18 protein-coding genes and 1 pseudogene are annotated in these 14,127 nt (G+C 66.1%); 4 read left to right on the top strand and 15 right to left on the bottom strand.

Annotated elements, in window-relative coordinates:
* Positions 1 to 76: 76 nt before the first annotated feature.
* On the bottom strand, positions 77 to 1,060 hold the full coding sequence (locus ACNKFW_RS19960; protein WP_418025758.1) for a DUF4238 domain-containing protein: 984 nt from the start codon (positions 1,058 to 1,060) through the stop codon (positions 77 to 79).
* A gap of 138 nt (positions 1,061 to 1,198) precedes the next feature.
* Between ACNKFW_RS19960 and ACNKFW_RS19955 the strand changes: the two genes are divergently transcribed.
* From ACNKFW_RS19955 to ACNKFW_RS19945, 3 genes are all read left to right on the top strand, one after another.
* The gene (locus ACNKFW_RS19955) at positions 1,199 to 1,438 is read left to right on the top strand and encodes a helix-turn-helix domain-containing protein (RefSeq protein WP_418025756.1); all 240 of its coding nucleotides are present in this window, start codon (positions 1,199 to 1,201) and stop codon (positions 1,436 to 1,438) included.
* The gene (locus ACNKFW_RS19950) at positions 1,435 to 2,292 is read left to right on the top strand and encodes a heavy metal translocating P-type ATPase (RefSeq protein WP_418025754.1); all 858 of its coding nucleotides are present in this window, start codon (positions 1,435 to 1,437) and stop codon (positions 2,290 to 2,292) included. The genes ACNKFW_RS19955 and ACNKFW_RS19950 overlap by 4 nt, the downstream gene beginning before the upstream one ends.
* 68 nt (positions 2,293 to 2,360) lie before the next feature.
* Entirely contained in the window at positions 2,361 to 3,011 is a 651-nt protein-coding gene (locus ACNKFW_RS19945) for a DUF924 family protein (protein WP_128493043.1), read from the top strand.
* A 15-nt stretch (positions 3,012 to 3,026) separates the two neighbouring features.
* Here the strand turns inward: ACNKFW_RS19945 and ACNKFW_RS19940 are convergent, their stop codons facing one another.
* The 10 genes from ACNKFW_RS19940 to tnpA (ACNKFW_RS19895) form a co-directional block, all read right to left on the bottom strand.
* The gene (locus ACNKFW_RS19940) at positions 3,027 to 4,967 is read right to left on the bottom strand and encodes a heavy metal translocating P-type ATPase (RefSeq protein WP_073067838.1); all 1,941 of its coding nucleotides are present in this window, start codon (positions 4,965 to 4,967) and stop codon (positions 3,027 to 3,029) included.
* A gap of 61 nt (positions 4,968 to 5,028) precedes the next feature.
* The gene (locus ACNKFW_RS19935; protein ID WP_011749561.1) at positions 5,029 to 5,409 is read right to left on the bottom strand and encodes a hypothetical protein; all 381 of its coding nucleotides are present in this window, start codon (positions 5,407 to 5,409) and stop codon (positions 5,029 to 5,031) included.
* 14 nt (positions 5,410 to 5,423) lie between these two features.
* Positions 5,424 to 6,116, bottom strand: coding sequence for an ABC transporter ATP-binding protein (locus tag ACNKFW_RS19930; protein WP_011749562.1), 693 nt, complete (start codon positions 6,114 to 6,116; stop codon positions 5,424 to 5,426).
* A 5-nt stretch (positions 6,117 to 6,121) separates the two neighbouring features.
* Entirely contained in the window at positions 6,122 to 7,255 is a 1,134-nt protein-coding gene (locus ACNKFW_RS19925; protein ID WP_011749563.1) for an ABC transporter permease, read from the bottom strand.
* Positions 7,252 to 8,397, bottom strand: a complete 1,146-nt coding sequence (locus tag ACNKFW_RS19920) for an efflux RND transporter periplasmic adaptor subunit (RefSeq protein ID WP_011749564.1) — start codon at positions 8,395 to 8,397, stop codon at positions 7,252 to 7,254. The genes ACNKFW_RS19925 and ACNKFW_RS19920 overlap by 4 nt, the downstream gene beginning before the upstream one ends.
* A gap of 3 nt (positions 8,398 to 8,400) precedes the next feature.
* Positions 8,401 to 8,778 carry a TetR family transcriptional regulator C-terminal domain-containing protein gene (locus ACNKFW_RS19915; protein ID WP_418025751.1) on the bottom strand — a complete coding sequence of 126 codons (378 nt, stop codon included), beginning with the start codon at positions 8,776 to 8,778 and terminating at the stop codon, positions 8,401 to 8,403.
* Positions 8,672 to 8,917, bottom strand: a complete 246-nt coding sequence (locus ACNKFW_RS19910; protein WP_418025878.1) for a TetR family transcriptional regulator — start codon at positions 8,915 to 8,917, stop codon at positions 8,672 to 8,674. Before ACNKFW_RS19910 ends, ACNKFW_RS19915 begins: the two co-directional genes overlap by 107 nt.
* A 460-nt stretch (positions 8,918 to 9,377) precedes the next feature.
* On the bottom strand, positions 9,378 to 9,719 hold the full coding sequence (locus ACNKFW_RS19905) for a transposase domain-containing protein (RefSeq protein WP_418025749.1): 342 nt from the start codon (positions 9,717 to 9,719) through the stop codon (positions 9,378 to 9,380).
* 54 nt (positions 9,720 to 9,773) lie between these two features.
* Entirely contained in the window at positions 9,774 to 10,121 is a 348-nt protein-coding gene (gene tnpB, locus ACNKFW_RS19900; RefSeq protein WP_074810654.1) for an IS66 family insertion sequence element accessory protein TnpB, read from the bottom strand.
* Entirely contained in the window at positions 10,121 to 10,531 is a 411-nt protein-coding gene (gene tnpA / locus ACNKFW_RS19895; RefSeq protein ID WP_041530340.1) for an IS66-like element accessory protein TnpA, read from the bottom strand. The genes tnpB (ACNKFW_RS19900) and tnpA (ACNKFW_RS19895) overlap by 1 nt, the downstream gene beginning before the upstream one ends.
* Before the next feature lie 93 nt (positions 10,532 to 10,624).
* On the opposite strand from tnpA (ACNKFW_RS19895), the pseudogene ACNKFW_RS19890 reads away from it, so the two are divergent.
* Positions 10,625 to 10,885, top strand: a pseudogene (locus ACNKFW_RS19890) (transposase domain-containing protein); the annotation flags it as partial.
* Between the two features lie 69 nt (positions 10,886 to 10,954).
* Here ACNKFW_RS19890 and ACNKFW_RS19885 read toward each other — a convergent pair.
* From ACNKFW_RS19885 to tnpA (ACNKFW_RS19870), 4 genes are read right to left on the bottom strand one after another with little or no spacing between them, the layout of a single operon-like run.
* Positions 10,955 to 11,557, bottom strand: coding sequence for a plasmid pRiA4b ORF-3 family protein (locus ACNKFW_RS19885; protein ID WP_418024716.1), 603 nt, complete (start codon positions 11,555 to 11,557; stop codon positions 10,955 to 10,957).
* Positions 11,554 to 13,206 carry an IS66 family transposase gene (gene tnpC, locus ACNKFW_RS19880; protein ID WP_418024717.1) on the bottom strand — a complete coding sequence of 551 codons (1,653 nt, stop codon included), beginning with the start codon at positions 13,204 to 13,206 and terminating at the stop codon, positions 11,554 to 11,556. The genes ACNKFW_RS19885 and tnpC overlap by 4 nt, the downstream gene beginning before the upstream one ends.
* Positions 13,207 to 13,264: 58 nt before the next feature.
* Complete coding sequence (gene tnpB / locus ACNKFW_RS19875; RefSeq protein ID WP_112312267.1) at positions 13,265 to 13,615, bottom strand: IS66 family insertion sequence element accessory protein TnpB; 351 nt, start codon at positions 13,613 to 13,615, stop codon at positions 13,265 to 13,267.
* Entirely contained in the window at positions 13,612 to 14,022 is a 411-nt protein-coding gene (gene tnpA, locus ACNKFW_RS19870; RefSeq protein ID WP_120441954.1) for an IS66-like element accessory protein TnpA, read from the bottom strand. Before tnpA (ACNKFW_RS19870) ends, tnpB (ACNKFW_RS19875) begins: the two co-directional genes overlap by 4 nt.
* Positions 14,023 to 14,127: the final 105 nt, after the last annotated feature.

Below are 14,127 nucleotides of genomic sequence, written 5' to 3'. Positions count from 1 at the left end.
CCGCTCGGATAAGAACCATGATGATCACGCGTCGCCCGTCGTCCGCGTGATCCGGTTCGCCCTATTGCGCCGACGGTCAACCCATCGTGCCGGCAAGTTTCGCCGCTTTCAGAAAGTCTTGGATGCTCAGCGGCTCGTCGACCTTTTCCGTCGCCAGCAGCGCGATTTCGTTGACGCTGAATTCCTTCTTCTTACCAATTCTGTTGCCGACAAAGCGTTCCTGATCCTGGGACGTCGACCAGACGTATTGACGCGCCGCTTCGACAATCAACTGGTTGCAGCTTCGGGCGGCGACATCTTCCGAGGAATACCGCAGATGATCGGCGTCGGACGACTTGGACCCGTGCAGGATTAGCAGTCTGGTTGGACTCACCGGCATTGCGAGCAGGCCCGACGGCATAGCGAGCTCTTGGTTGTTGAGCACTGGCCGGTCGGAGATCAGGAGCGTGTTTTTCGCACCTTGAAGGTCTCGGACTCGCCAAGTCATCGCGCAAAGGACAGGGATCAGCTTGTTCCATTCCATCAAGTGTCCGAGGGCCTTTAAGGCGGTGAACGACATGTCGTGAGGACGGAGGCTCGCCATAACCTCTTCCGACTCCCGAGGATCAATATCCAACTCCTCGCACATGCTTGCGATGAGGCGCTGACGCAAGGGGCTTGGATTTGCGTGCACGAATTCTAAGCACTTCTTGAAAGCGTCTACGTCCTCGGGCGATCGCGTCATCAGCGAGACCATCAGCCGCGACCAGGTCACCTTCACCTCGTCTGTAAATTGAGGATCCGGTTCGTTGATCGCTCTCAGAGCGTTGGCGCCGTCATTGTCGAGGGAGCTTAGGTATTCGCTCTCAAACGTGTGGTCCATGCCGGCGTCGTCATCGGACGCATAGCTGTAGTGCAGCTTCTGGAAGCCGGTATATTGGGCTGTGACCTCCTTGATGGCCAGCTTCCCGGGGAGTTTCCGAAACTCGACCAGCTTCCCAGTCTCGGGTCGCTCCCAACCCCGAAGGTAGAAGGCCGGGATGTAGTGATGCTTCTTTGGTTCGTCCATCTGCTTCGGCACTTGGCCTCATTCCTCGCGCTGAGAACTGCATCGAGCCGGACCGATCCCGAAAACCCGGAATCACGCCCGCGCCCCCCAGCACTTCATCCTAGCACGCCCGCTGGCCGCAGCGACCTCGAAGCTCAGTTCTGAGACCAATTGTCCACCTACGTGCTGGCGAAGACGTTGCCCTGCCTTCTGGAAAAGTGCGGCTTCATGGGCTACCAACTGTGGCGCAGCACCTGGCGGCTGCTGTGCGCCGTGGATCTGCTGGCAAGCGGGCGAAGGGTCACCGAAATCGCCTCCGAGCTGGATTTTGCCAGCGATAGCGCCTTCACCACCTACTTCCAGCAAATAACCGGACAGACGCCCCGTAGCCACATACAGCAGATGAAGTGACACCGTCGGGCCGAGCCATCGTCGTCGCCGGCCGGGCCGAAGGTGACATTCCCGCACCCGAGGCGGTCGAGGAAGTTGCCGGCATGGGCCTTGTGGTCAACCATGAGGGCCGGCAGGTCGCGGCCGGCAACCGGCGCCTGTTCGACAAGCTGGGCATCGGCTTTGAGCCCGAGGCCGAGGCCGCCATGGCCGGGGTTCTGGAACGCGGGCGCACGCCGATCATCGTGGCGCTGGACGGGCGGATCGCGGGCATCTTTGGCCTTTCCGACCAGCCCCGGCCCTCGGCCAAGGGCGCCATCGCCCGGCTGCGCGACATCGGCGTCAGCCGCATCGCCATGCTGACCGGCGACCAGCCGCAGGCCGCAAGCGCCATCGCCGCCGAGATCGGCATCACCGAAGTCCACGCCGGCCTGCTGCCCGAGGACAAGCTGGACCTGATCCGCGGCTTTCAGGCCGAGGGCCGCCATGTCGCCATGATCGGCGACGGCATCAACGACGCCCCGGCGCTGGCCGCTGCCGACACCAGCATCGCGATGGGCGCGGCGGGGTCCGATGTGGCGATCGAGACCGCCGACATCGCGCTGATGGGTGACGATCTGGAAAAGCTGCCCGAGGCCATGGCGATCTCTCGCGCGACGCTGCGCAACATGCGCCAGAACCTTGTCATCGCGCTGCTGACGGTGGCGGGGTTGCTGTTCGGGGTCTTCAACGGCGACGTGCATATGGCCGAAGGGATGCTGATCCACCAGCTTTCGGTGTTGGTGGTGATCGCCAACGCCATGCGCCTGCTGCGCGTCCCGCGCGGGCTCGGCGGGCGCCGACCTGTGCCGGCAGCGGTGCCCGCGACCGCCTAGGCGCTTGTGCCTCATCTACAATTCCGCTCCCGTGCCCATGGCGCGGGGGCGTTTTCATGGGGGATGACATGACCGATAGCAATGATGCCAGACAGATCGGTGAGGTTCTGGATTTCTGGTTCCCCGAGGGCCGCGCGCTGGATATCGACCCGGACCGCCATGCCGAACTGTGGCGCTGGCGGATGCATGGCGGTGCGGATGGGGCGATTGCGGCCCGCTTTGGCCCGTTGACCGAACGTGGCGCGGCGGGTGGGCTGGACCACTGGTCCGCCACGCCCGAGGGCCGGCTGGCTCTGATCGTGGTGCTGGACCAGTTTCCGCGCTCGCTGTGGCGGGGCAGCGCGCGGGCCTGGGCGCAAGACACGGAGGCGCTGGCGCAGGCCGAGGCCGGGCTGGACAATGGCGACTGGACAGCGCTTGGCCTGTCCTGGTTCCAGATTACCTTCACGCAGCCGCTGGGCCATGCCGAAGGGCCGGAGCATCTGGCCCGCATCGACCGGCTGATCGCCCTGCGCCGCGACATCGCCACCCGCGCGCCGGCGCCGTTGCGGCCGCTCTATGCCTCGCTCGTCGATCAAGCGGGGCAGGTACGCCGCATCATCGCCAGCTTTGGCCGCCACCCGCACCGCAACGCCATCCTTGGCCGCAGATCGACGCCCGAGGAGGAGGCCTATCTGGAAAAGGGCGCGTTTCCGCATCAGCGCGTCTTTCGGGGATGAGCGCATCCCCACGGGTCAGGCCGGCCGCGCGACACCCGTCGGCGCCTGTCCGGCAACAGACGCCTTCGGCCGGCGGATCGGGTCCGACAACAACCGCAGCCCGTTCAGCACCACCAGCACGGTGCCGCCTTCATGGCCGATCACCACCAGCGGCAACGGCAGATCGAAGAACAGCCCGCCGATGACCAGAACCACCATGGCGCCGATGGCGAAGGTCAGGTTCTGCCGGATCACCCTTGACGTTCGGCGCGACAGGCGGTGCGCGTCCGCAAGCCGCTCCATATCCTCGGACAGCAGCGCCACATCGGCGGCCTGAAGCGCCACCTCGGACCCGGCCGCGCCCATGGCGATGCCGACATCGGCGCGGGCCAGCGCCGCGGCGTCGTTCACGCCGTCGCCGACAAAGGCAACGCGGCCGGTTGCGGCCAGTTCGCCAACCGCGCGAACCTTGTCCTGTGGCAGCATTTCGGCGTGAGTCTCTTCGGGCCTCAGCCCAAGCCGGGCGCCGATGCGCAGCGCCACCGGCCTGCGATCCCCGGTCATCATGACGATGCGGCGGACACCACTGTCGCGCAGGGCCGTGATCGCCCCTGCGGAACTGGCCCGTGCCTCGTCCGCTACGCTGACGGCGCCCAGCAGGGTGGCGCCGCGACCCAGATAGACGACCGTATTGGCGCCATCCGCCAGCGCCTGCAACGCGGGGTGATCCGTTGCAGCCTTCATGTCCTCGGCAAGATAGGCATTGCCCGCCCAAACCGGGCCAAGTGCATCGGCCCCTTCGATACCGATGCCTGGCCGGGCGTTCACATCGGCAACGATTGCTGGATCAAGCCCGCGCGCGGCAACTTCCCGGCGGATCGCGGCGGCGATATGATGCTCGGAATGCGCCTCCAGCCCCGCCAGCAGCGACAGGAACCCGGCCTCGTCGCCATCCAGCGCGACGATTTCCGTCACCTCGGCGCGGCCGGTGGTCAGGGTGCCGGTCTTGTCGAAGGCGAAGATATCGACCTCGGCCAGCGTCTCCAGCGCGCCGCCGCCCTTGAACAGAACACCGCCGCGCGCCGCCGCCGACAGGGCCGACAGGATCGCGGCGGGGACGGAAATGACGATGGCGCAGGGGCTGGCGGCGACCAGCAGCGTGGCGGCGCGGTAAAGCGCCAGTTCCCAGTCGCCGCCCAGCCACCAGAACGTGGCAAAGGCGATCACCGCACCCGCCAGCACCGCGACCGTGTAGCGCTGGCCGAACCATTCGCTGAACCGCTCTGAGGGTGCGCGGGCGGCCTGCGCCTCGGTCACCAGGCGGATCATGCGGGCGATGGTGCTGTCGCTGACGCTGCGCGTGACCTCGACCTCCAGCACGCCGTCCAGATTGATCGTGGCCTCGAACACCTGCGCACCGGCCTCTTTTGACACGGGCATGGATTCGCCGGTGATGTTGGCCTCGTCGATGCCGCCGCGCCCGGTGACGACCACGCCATCACTGGGCACCCGGGCGCCGGGGCGCAGCACCACCACATCGCCGACGGCCAGCACCTCGGCGGGAACTTCCTCGACAGCGCCGTTGGCGGTCTTGCGCAAGGCGGTCTCGGGGCGCAGCGCCATCAGCGCCTCGATGGCGCGGCGGGCGCGGCCAAGCGCGCGTTCCTCCAGCGTGGTCGAGATGCTGAACAGCGTCAGCAGCACCGCACCCTCGAACGGGGCGCCGACGATTGCGGCGGCGATTGCCGCGACGATCATCAACAGGTCGATGTCAAGCACGCGCGCGCGCCACAGTTCCGACAGCGCGCGCCAGCCGGTGGGCAGGCCGCCAGCCAGATAGACTAGCACCAGCCCCGGTAGCTCCAGAGCGTCGAAAGCTCCGCTGGGCAGCCATCTGCCGGCTGCCGCCATCGCCATGCCGAGCACGGTGACGAGCGAAAGGGTCAGTGACAGGTCAACGGGTGGAAAGCGCTTCATGTCGGGCTCCTGGCGGACGAGGTCGCGGCTGGCAGCCGCCATCGCTGGCTGGGTGAGTGGATCAATCGGATGGCTTATGGCACCGCAATGCAAAGGCCGCGATGGCTATCCAGATGGCGCTGCGCAGGATCATCGCGCCCATGGTGCGTGCTTCCCATGCGCCGCCGGCACCGACATGCCACAGGAAGGCAGCGAAGACGGCCACCGTGGCCGTGGCAATGGCAATCGCCAGCATCGGTGCCCAGCCCGCGCCGCGCCACAGGCCGATCCCAGCCAGAACATAGGCAAAGCCCGCGCCGAAATTGAACCACAGCACGAATGGCACCACTGCGCCCATATCGACGCCGCCGAACAGCGCCCTGCCGCCCGAGACGAGGGTGAGCAGGCCGAAGATCACTGCGACGGCGGCGGCGATAGCCAGGGCGCGGGTTCTTGCGGGCATGAGATGTCTCCGGATCAGGCGTCGGCGAGGCGGCCGTCGCGCAGGTATATCAGGCGGTCGAAACGGTCGAAGATCTTTTCGTCATGGGTGACTGTCACGATGCAGGCTTCCTGTTCGACCGCGAGCTTGCGCATGAGGTCCATCACCAGCCCGGCGCGCGCGCCGTCGAGCGCGGCGGTGGGTTCGTCGGCCAGGATGATGCGGGGACGGTTGGCCAGCGCGCGGGCAATCGCCACGCGCTGCGCTTCGCCACCCGACAGCAGCGCCGGCTTGACCATCGCGCGATGGCCGACTTCCAGGTAGTCCAGCAGTTCGCGCGCCCGCGCCCGGCCCTCCTCGGTGGGGCGGCCGGCAAGATCGAGCACGACAGCGACATTCTCCTGCGCTGTCAGAAAGGGCAGCAGGTTGTGGCTCTGGAAGATGAAGCCGATCTTGTCGAGACGAAGCCGCCTCAGGTCGCGCCGCAGCCATTTGCCGTCGAACACCGGCTCACCGTCCAGCACCACCCGTCCCCCCGAGGGGGCGAGAATGCAGCCGATGATGTTGAGCAGCGTCGTCTTGCCCGAACCGGAAGGGCCGAGCAGCGCGATCACCTCGCCGGCCCGCACGGTCAGATCGACCGCCCGCAGGGCATCGACGCGGGTTTCGCCCTCGCCGAAATGCTTGGCCACGTTCGAGACCTTGATGAGGATGTCGCCGAGCGCCATGTCGGTCAACTTCCGAGCGCGGTGGCCGGGTCGACCTTCATCGCCGCCCGCACGCCGAGCGCCGAGGATAGAAGGCAGACGGCGGCGATAATGCCGGCAAGGACCATGACGTTGAACGGCTCCAGCACCACGCGGCGGGGAAAGTAGTCCTTCACCGTCAGGATCAGCATCAGCCCGATCCCCCAGCCCGCGGCACCAAGGATCAGCGCCTGCTGCACGATCAGCGCGATGATGGTGCGGTCGGGGGCTCCGATCAGCTTCAGCGTGGCGATCTGCTTCAGCTTCTCCATGGTCATCGTGTAGATGATGAGGGCGATCACCACGGCGCTGACGGACAGCAGGATGCCGAGGAACAGCCCGATCTGGCGGCGCGCCTTGTCGACCACCGAGGCGAGCAGCAGCTCCTCCTGTTCGACCTGGGTCATCGCGGCGAGGTGCTTCCACTGGCGCACGGTGGCGGTCAGCAGATCGACATCGGCGCCCGGCGACATGCGGGCAATTATGGTGGCGACCGAGGCGGACTTGACGGAAACTGCGCCACGCGCGGTCTGCACCCGCTGGGCCGCCGGGTCGAGTTCGGTTTGCAGCGCCATCGCGTCGGCCAGCGTCACATAGACTGCCGGATCGCCGCCCGAGTTCATCGCGCCTTCCACAAGCCCGACCACGGTGAAGCGGTCGCGCCCGAGCCGGATTGTCTCGCCCGGCAGCAGGCCGGTCTTGCGGTCGGCCACCAGTTCGAAATGGCCGGCGCCGATGCCGCGCCCCTCGGCGATCGCCTGCGGCCCGCCCGGACGCCCCGGCTCGTATCCGATGACGTAGAGACGCAGCGTTTGCCCGGTGTGGGCCGCTTCGACGTTCTGGTAGTTCACCGCGCCGGCCTCGGCCACGCCGGGCATCCGCGCCACTGCATCGCGCGTGTCGGCGGGAATGCTGGAGGCTTCCGCGAACGGTCCCTTGGTGCCGGCCTCCACCACCCAGACATCCGCCGCCGGCGCCTTCACCACCGCCAGCGCGTCCGAGACGAGGCCGTTATAGATACCGATCATCGCCAGCACGACCGTCATCAACAGCCCCAGCCCGAAACAGGTCAGCACGAAGCGGAACAGGCCATGGCGAATGTCCTTGAGCGCGAGGTTCATGGCGCCTCGCCGACGCGGGCGCGCCGGCCCTCTGCGGCGCCCTTCGGCGGGCTGGTGACGATGGCGGCTCCTTCGGGCAGGCCGCCCGTGACCTCGACGCGGCCGCGATCATCGCGGGCGCCGAAGGTCAGCCCCACCCGCGCAAGGCGGCTATCCTGCACCGTCCAGACCGTGCCGCGATGGCCGTCGAAGCCGGTGATGGCGACCTCGGGCACCATCAGTGCGCTCGCGCGGGTGCCGGTCAGGATGCGCACTTCGGCCTGTTCGCCAAGAAACATCTCGGCGGGGCAGTCGGCGCAGGTCAACCAGACGCGGCGTTCCTCGTTCACCCGGTCGCTTTCGATGCCGATGCGGGCAATGGTGCCGTGAAACTCGGCCGCGGGCTGCGAGCGCAGCCGGATGGTGCCGGGTTGGCCAAGGGCAAGCTGACCGGCGCGTTCTTCGTCGACATAGGCCTGGATCCAGACGGTGGCCGGGTCGATCAGGGTGAAGATCGCATCGCCGGCCTTCACCACCGTGCCCGGCTCGGCATGGCGGGCGACGATCAGCGCGTCATAGGGCGCGACCAGCCGGTGATGGGCGAGAAGGGCTTCCTCCTGCCGCAGCGCCGCCGCCGCATCAAGACCCTGTGCCCGGATCACCGCCACATCCGCCTCGGCCACGGCCAGATCGGCGCGGGCCACATCCTCGTCGCGCTGCGCCTCCTCGGCGCGCTGGACCGAGGCGACATCGCGCAGCGCCAGTCCCTGCTGGCGGCGGTTCGCCGCCTCGCGCTGCGCCAGGACGGCGCGGGCGCGCACGACCGCGGCATCGGCCTTGGCAAGATTGGCCTCGTTGGCTGTCACCGCTGCGCCGGCGCGGGCAACGCGCGCTTCCTGTTCGGCAGAGTGAAGGATGGCCAGTTCCTGCCCCTTGGCCACACTGTCCCCGGCATCGGCGGAAAGCCGGGTCAGGGCGGCGCCCACCTCGAAGCCGACGCGGCTGAGTATTCGCGCCTCGACAGTGCCGAGCCCGTAGATGCGAAGGGCCACATCATGTTCGGGCTGAACGATCGCCACCGTCAGGGGGCGTTCGGTGAAGAACAGAAAGCCGGCAGCGACAGCCGCCGCCAGAAGAAGACCCGATAGCCAGATGCGCCGCATCGTCTATTTTCCTTCCGCGGCCAGAAGCCGGCACTGTACGTCGAACAGGCGCAGCCCCTCGGCTCGCAAATCGAAATCGCGGGCGCCGAGCGCCCAGCGGATCGCCACGCCCTGCACGAGCGAGGTCAGCAGCACCGCCGCATCGTTTGCGGGCATGTCGCCGCGCAGAACCCCTGCTTCCTGCGCGGTTCTGATCTCCGTCGCCAGAAGGCCGTGGAAGGTCGTGAGCCTACCGTGAAAGGTGGCGCGCAGCTCAGCGTTGGTGACATTCAACTCACGCGAAAACAGCAGCATCGGCAGGGCGGGGGTGGCGGCGATCTGCGCGAACTGCGCGGCGATCAGCGCACGCAGCCGGACAAGCGGCCCGTCGCCGAGGTTCAAGGCCCCCATCCCAGGCCAATGCAAGCCCTTCGGCCACATGCTCGGCCACGGCCTGCCACAGCGCGTCCTTGGTCGGGAAATGCCGGAACAGCGCGGCCTGCGTGACGCCAATCTGCGACGCGACCGCCCCCGTCGTCACCCGGTCCGGCCCGATCCCGTCGGCCAGGTCGAGCACGGTGGCCACGATCTCGGCCTTGCGAAGCTCCGCTGACTTTCGCACGGGGCACCTCGTTAGTTAGTGATCGGTCACAAACATACTTAGGCGGGCTCCTGCGATGCGTCAATCACGAGGTGTCATTTTCTGCATGCATTGATTGCCACGACACCGGGAACGAGGTGGGCAAGATAGAGGCCGGCCTATCTCTGCCCGCGACGCGGTGAATACGGAAGACAACACGTAAGTTCGTCTAATGGACGCTAAGCCGCGACTCTGAAAATTGCAAAACCGTCTGGTACAAGTTGTTTTATTAGGAGGACTACGTTTGGTACGGGGATCGGCGTACTCTCGGTGAGTAGATCGAACCGGAGGATCCCGAGGAAGCGCAGGATTCGCGCGATGCTGTTCTTCACCTGCTAGCCCACCATGTCGAGGAACGGCGTCACGTCACCAGCACCGCTAGTCCAATCGGAATTGCAGACCGGGCAGCCGTCGCGGTGCGGCGTGCGGCTCTACGCGAAGGCGTGCGGGGGCCAGCCTCCGCATCCTGCCGGCTCTCGGCCTCGGCCACGGCAGCTTCGAGATCCTCGAAGGCCAGCTGGCGCTCGTCGTCGTTCAGCTTTTCCGAGCGTTTGCCATGCACGGCCTGGTTCAACTCGGCGATCAGATGCTCCAGCCGCCGGTTGCTTTCCCGCAGCGCGTCCCGTTCGCGCAGCACCGCCAGCACAGCTGCACGCTGGCTTTCAGGGATGGCGGACAGGTCGATGGACGGGGCTGCGGACATGTCACAATCATAGCTCGGTCCACTTGATATTGCCCGTCTTTTCTATTGTTTAAGTCATTCTGCAACGGCCGGCTTTGGCGTTTCCAGAGGCCGGACCCGGCGCCAGTCGAGGCCGGCAAAAAGCGCCTCGAACTGCGTTCGGCTCAAGGTCATGGCACCGTCCCGAACGGCGGGCCAGGTGAAGCTGTCGGCCTCGAGGCGCTTGTAGACCATCACCAGCCCACTGCCGTCCCAGAACAGGATCTTCAATCTGTCAGCGCGTTTGGAGCGGAACACGAATATCGTGCCGGTGAAGGGATCCTCTGCCAACATCGACTGCGCCAGTGCCGCCAATCCGTCGTGCCCCTTCCTGAAGTCCACCGGCTTGGTCGCCACCAGGATCCGCATGCCCTGCGACGACATCAGCACGGCGCTGCTCCGAGGGCTCGGACGATCTCGGCCAGCCGAACGGCAGACGTGTCCGCGGCCAACTCGAGCCTCACCTCGCCGATCACGATCCGGATCTGCTCTTCAGCCGGCCGCCTGTCGCAGGAAGGTGGTGCTGGCGCCGGATCGCAGACCACCAGCGGGGCAAAGACCGGCTCGTCGGTTGGTGCAGATGGCAGCACCAGCTTGCCTTGCTTGGCCAGCCGCCGCCACGCCGATAGCTGGTTCGGCTGCACACCATACCGATCTGCAACAGCATTCACCGTGGCACCCGGCTCAAGCGTATCGGCGACAACCAAAGCCTTCACCTCAGTCGGCCACCGGCGATGCCCCGATGCATAGATCTCGACGCCCAGAGACGTGAGAAACGAATTCTTGGCACACATTGCGAAACGCACTCCCACCGGTCGATGGGAAAAGACTGCGCAGCAGCGCGTCAGCCAAGCAATGTGGGGTTCAGCCGTCGGTTACTGGCCTTCGACATGGACTCCAACCTTGTCGAGAACGCGATCCGCAGCCCGGCCATGAACCGCCGCAACGCGCTGTTCGCCGGGCACGACGACGGCGGGCGCTCGTGGGCACGCTTCGCCAGCCTGATCGGCACATGCAAGATGAACGGTGTCGAGCCCTACGCCTACCTGCGCGATCTCTTCACCAAGCTCGCCAACGGCCATCTCGACAAGGACATTGATGCGTTGATGCCCTGGGCCTACGCCGCGGCGCCCCACTCCTCACAATGAGCTCATCCGGGTGTCCCCAGTGAGCTCATTCGTAACCATCCGGCGTAGGCCGCGGACGGGTGTCCGTGCTCAGGGAGTGGGCTTGGGTGCTTTGGGCTTGCCGGGCCGCGGGGACCATTTCTTCGCGAGTTGGTCAAAGCGTTCGACGATCCTGTCGATCCTGGCATCTTCGGGATCGAAGGATGCACCTGACCAGCCGACCATGTCGTCGTGCTGCTCGTGGTCCGGATCTGCGAGGGCTTCGAGGAATTCCTCGTAGCCCGGAGCACCGCCGACATCCTCGGGCGGGCAGGCCCCGCTGGCCTTCAGAAGCCTTGGATAGGTCACGCCCGGGCTGGCCTCGGTGACCCGCTCGATCCGGATGCTGTGGTCCCAGTCATCGCCGAAGTCGTAGACATACTGGAGCGTCCTGACGCCGGTATCCTCGAGCACCTTCTGCAGCGTCGCCTTCTTCGCGGGCATCGGGCCGTCGTAGAATCCGTCCGGACCGGGCACGCCCCAGCCGGCGCCACCGGCCCGGAATTCGTAGAGATGGCTGTCCGTCCAGCCCATCGCCGCCTGGACCACCTCATGCAGCCGGTCGAGCCTGATCTTCAGCGGCACCTCGATATGGCGCATCGGCTGAGGATCGACGTCGTTCAGAAGGATCCGGAGGCGGGCGATCAGGGTCATGCGGCCCTCCTTTGCGGTATTTGCGACCAGTTCCAGGGAAGAAGTTCCGGCAGGCGCGACAGGGGTATGTCCGGCAGCCGGGCAAGGACATCGGCCAGCCAGGCCTGCGGGTCGACGTCATTCATCCTGGCCGTGACGATCAGGGAGTACATGAAGGCGGCGCGGTCGCCACCGCGCGGAGATCCGGCGAAGAGCCAAGCCTTGCGGCCGAGGGCAATGCCGCGGAGGGCACGTTCGGCCGCATTGTTCGTCAGGCAGATGCGGCCATCATCGAGGAAGCAGGTGAAGGCGTCCCAGCGGCCGTCCTCCTCGAACATGTAGTTGATCGCCTTGGCGACGGGGTTGTGCTTCGACATTCGGGCGCGTTCGGTCCGCAACCAGTTGTGCAGATCCTGGACCATCGGGCGCACCAGCCGCTGACGGGCGTCATGGCGGGCCTCGGCGGTCAGGCCGGTGATCTCGCGCTCGGCATCGAAGATGGCGTCGAAGCGTTTGACGGCCTCCAGCGCGATGGGCGAGATCTCTACGGCCACCTTTTTGCCCTTGCGGGCTGTGGCTTTGATATCCGCCAGTTCGAAGAACTTGCGCCGGGCATGGGACCAGCACAGTGCCCTGCGCACCGGGGCAGGCTTGTGGCCCGCGTCGTAAACGCCGTTGTAGCCACCATAGGCATCGGCTTGGAGAATGCCGGTCCAGTCCGCCAGGTGCCGTGTCGGGTGCTCCATCCGTCGGTCGGTTGAGAAGTAATAGAGGGCCGCTGGCGGCGCCTCGCCTGCGAAGGGCCGATCATCGCGTAGATAGGTCCAGAGCCGGGCCGTCTGCGTGCCGCCCTTGGCCATGAGCGGCACGGTTGTGTCATCGGCATGCAATCGTTCTGCCGCAAGGACATGGACGCGGATCAGATCGTGGATCGGCTGCAGCGCCACGGCACAGGCCCCGACCTGATCGGCCAGGGTGGAAAGGCTGATCTCGACGCCCTCCTTCGCATAGCGCTCGGCCTGCCTGTTCAGGGGCTGATGCTGGCCAAACTTCTCGAACAGCACCATGGCCAGCAGGTTCGGGCCGGCCCAGCCCCGGGGTGTCGGGTGGAACGGCGCTGGCGGCTGGCTGATCTTCTCGCAGTCGCGGCAGGTGAACTTCTCGCGGACGGTTTGCACGACCTTCCACTGCCGCGGGATCACCTCCAGCGTCTCGGTGATGTCTTCGCCCATCTTCACGATGCGCGAGGACCCGCAGCAAGTGCAGGAAGTCGGCGCCTTAACCACGACGCGCTCGCGGGGCAAATGCCCGGGGAACGGCTTGCGGGCTGGGCGGCGGCGTTCGAAGGCCGCGACCATCGCCCTCGGGCCCGTCGCCTCGGCTTTGGCCCGGTCATCGGCAATGTCGGTCTCGATGTCTTCGAGCTGCATCTCCAGTTGCTCGATCAGCCGGGCATGGCGTTCGGCACCATGGCCATATTGCTCGCGGCGGAGTTTGGCGATCTGCAGTCGGAGGTGCCGGATCATGTCTTCAGAGGCCGAGACGATCGCCTGAACCTGGGTCAACTCCCCCTTGGCGGCGACCAAGGCGTCCTCTGCGGCAGATGCGCGAGCCTCTGCCGCGGCGAGTGCGGCGCGCAGAACAGCGATCTCCGAGGTGGTCTCCGACATGCCGAAGACCTATCACGAAACCCCGGAATAGTCCAATAAAACAAGGGTATTTTGGCTATCAACCCGCCGAGGCAGGCCGCTGCGTCCAGCGCGGATTGCGCCAGTCGATTCCTTCCAGAAGATAGCCGAGCTGCGCCGCCGAAACCGGAACGGCTGAGCCATTCTGGCTCACCGGCCAGATGAACTTCCCCGCCTCCAGCCGCTTCAGATACAGCGACATGCCGACCCCGTCGTGCCACAACACCTTGATCAGGTCACCCTTGCGCCCCCGGAAGCAGAAGATCTCGCCACCGTGCGGATCGCGACCCAGGCCCTGCTGGACCTTCAGCGCCAGGCTGTTCATCCCGCACCGCATGTCCGTCACCCCGCCTGCAATCCACACGCGCGCCCCCGCCGGAAAGGCGATCATGCGCTGTCCAGCACCGGAAGCAGCCGCGCCAGAATGACCGGGTCAATTCCCGCAGGAACCACGAGGTGCCGGCCATTCACCAGTGTGATCGCGACTGTGACGGCATCGGAGATCTCCAGCTCTGCCGCAGGTGATACCGATACAGGCACAGGTTCGGCAGCAATCATCACCGGCGCAAAGGTCAGGGCAGGCTCATTTCCGAGAAGGCCCTCGCGATAGTCCTTCCGCCAGCGCGTCAGCAACGCGCGAGAGATATCGTGACGCCGCGCCGTCAGCGCCACGCTGCGCGGGCGCGACAGGCTTTCCTCGACGATACGGATCTTCTCGGCAGCCGACCAGCGACGCCGCCGACCACTATCGGTCACCGAGAGAACCTCGACTTGGGAACTGAAGCTATGGGTGTCCATAGCTTCAGCCTCCTACATCCATCCCACCTTCAGCGTCAGACGGTCCTCACCGGGAGCTTACGCTCATTCTGAGCGCGCACAAGGGCGAAAGCGGCAGCCGGATAC

It is taken from the genome of Paracoccus sp. TD-10 (assembly GCF_048270675.1).
Classification (GTDB): domain Bacteria; phylum Pseudomonadota; class Alphaproteobacteria; order Rhodobacterales; family Rhodobacteraceae; genus Paracoccus; species Paracoccus pantotrophus.
The sequence above is the reverse complement of the archived record's forward strand: the minus strand, read 5'-3'. Positions and strand labels throughout refer to the sequence as shown.

Excerpts from the sequence above, each read along its gene's own strand:
- ACNKFW_RS19945 (WP_128493043.1), top strand. The coding sequence starts at position 2,361 with ATGACCGATAGCAATGATGCCAGACAGATCGGTGAGGTTCTGGATTTC.
- ACNKFW_RS19940 (WP_073067838.1), bottom strand. The coding sequence starts at position 4,967 with ATGAAGCGCTTTCCACCCGTTGACCTGTCACTGACCCTTTCGCTCGTC.
- ACNKFW_RS19935 (WP_011749561.1), bottom strand. The coding sequence starts at position 5,409 with ATGCCCGCAAGAACCCGCGCCCTGGCTATCGCCGCCGCCGTCGCAGTG.
- ACNKFW_RS19930 (WP_011749562.1), bottom strand. The coding sequence starts at position 6,116 with ATGGCGCTCGGCGACATCCTCATCAAGGTCTCGAACGTGGCCAAGCAT.
- ACNKFW_RS19925 (WP_011749563.1), bottom strand. The coding sequence starts at position 7,255 with ATGAACCTCGCGCTCAAGGACATTCGCCATGGCCTGTTCCGCTTCGTG.
- ACNKFW_RS19920 (WP_011749564.1), bottom strand. The coding sequence starts at position 8,397 with ATGCGGCGCATCTGGCTATCGGGTCTTCTTCTGGCGGCGGCTGTCGCT.
- ACNKFW_RS19905 (WP_418025749.1), bottom strand. The coding sequence starts at position 9,719 with ATGTCCGCAGCCCCGTCCATCGACCTGTCCGCCATCCCTGAAAGCCAG.
- tnpB (WP_074810654.1), bottom strand. The coding sequence starts at position 10,121 with ATGTCGTCGCAGGGCATGCGGATCCTGGTGGCGACCAAGCCGGTGGAC.
- tnpA (WP_041530340.1), bottom strand. The coding sequence starts at position 10,531 with ATGTGTGCCAAGAATTCGTTTCTCACGTCTCTGGGCGTCGAGATCTAT.
- ACNKFW_RS19885 (WP_418024716.1), bottom strand. The coding sequence starts at position 11,557 with ATGACCCTGATCGCCCGCCTCCGGATCCTTCTGAACGACGTCGATCCT.
- tnpC (WP_418024717.1), bottom strand. The coding sequence starts at position 13,206 with ATGTCGGAGACCACCTCGGAGATCGCTGTTCTGCGCGCCGCACTCGCC.
- tnpB (WP_112312267.1), bottom strand. The coding sequence starts at position 13,615 with ATGATCGCCTTTCCGGCGGGGGCGCGCGTGTGGATTGCAGGCGGGGTG.
- tnpA (WP_120441954.1), bottom strand. The coding sequence starts at position 14,022 with ATGGACACCCATAGCTTCAGTTCCCAAGTCGAGGTTCTCTCGGTGACC.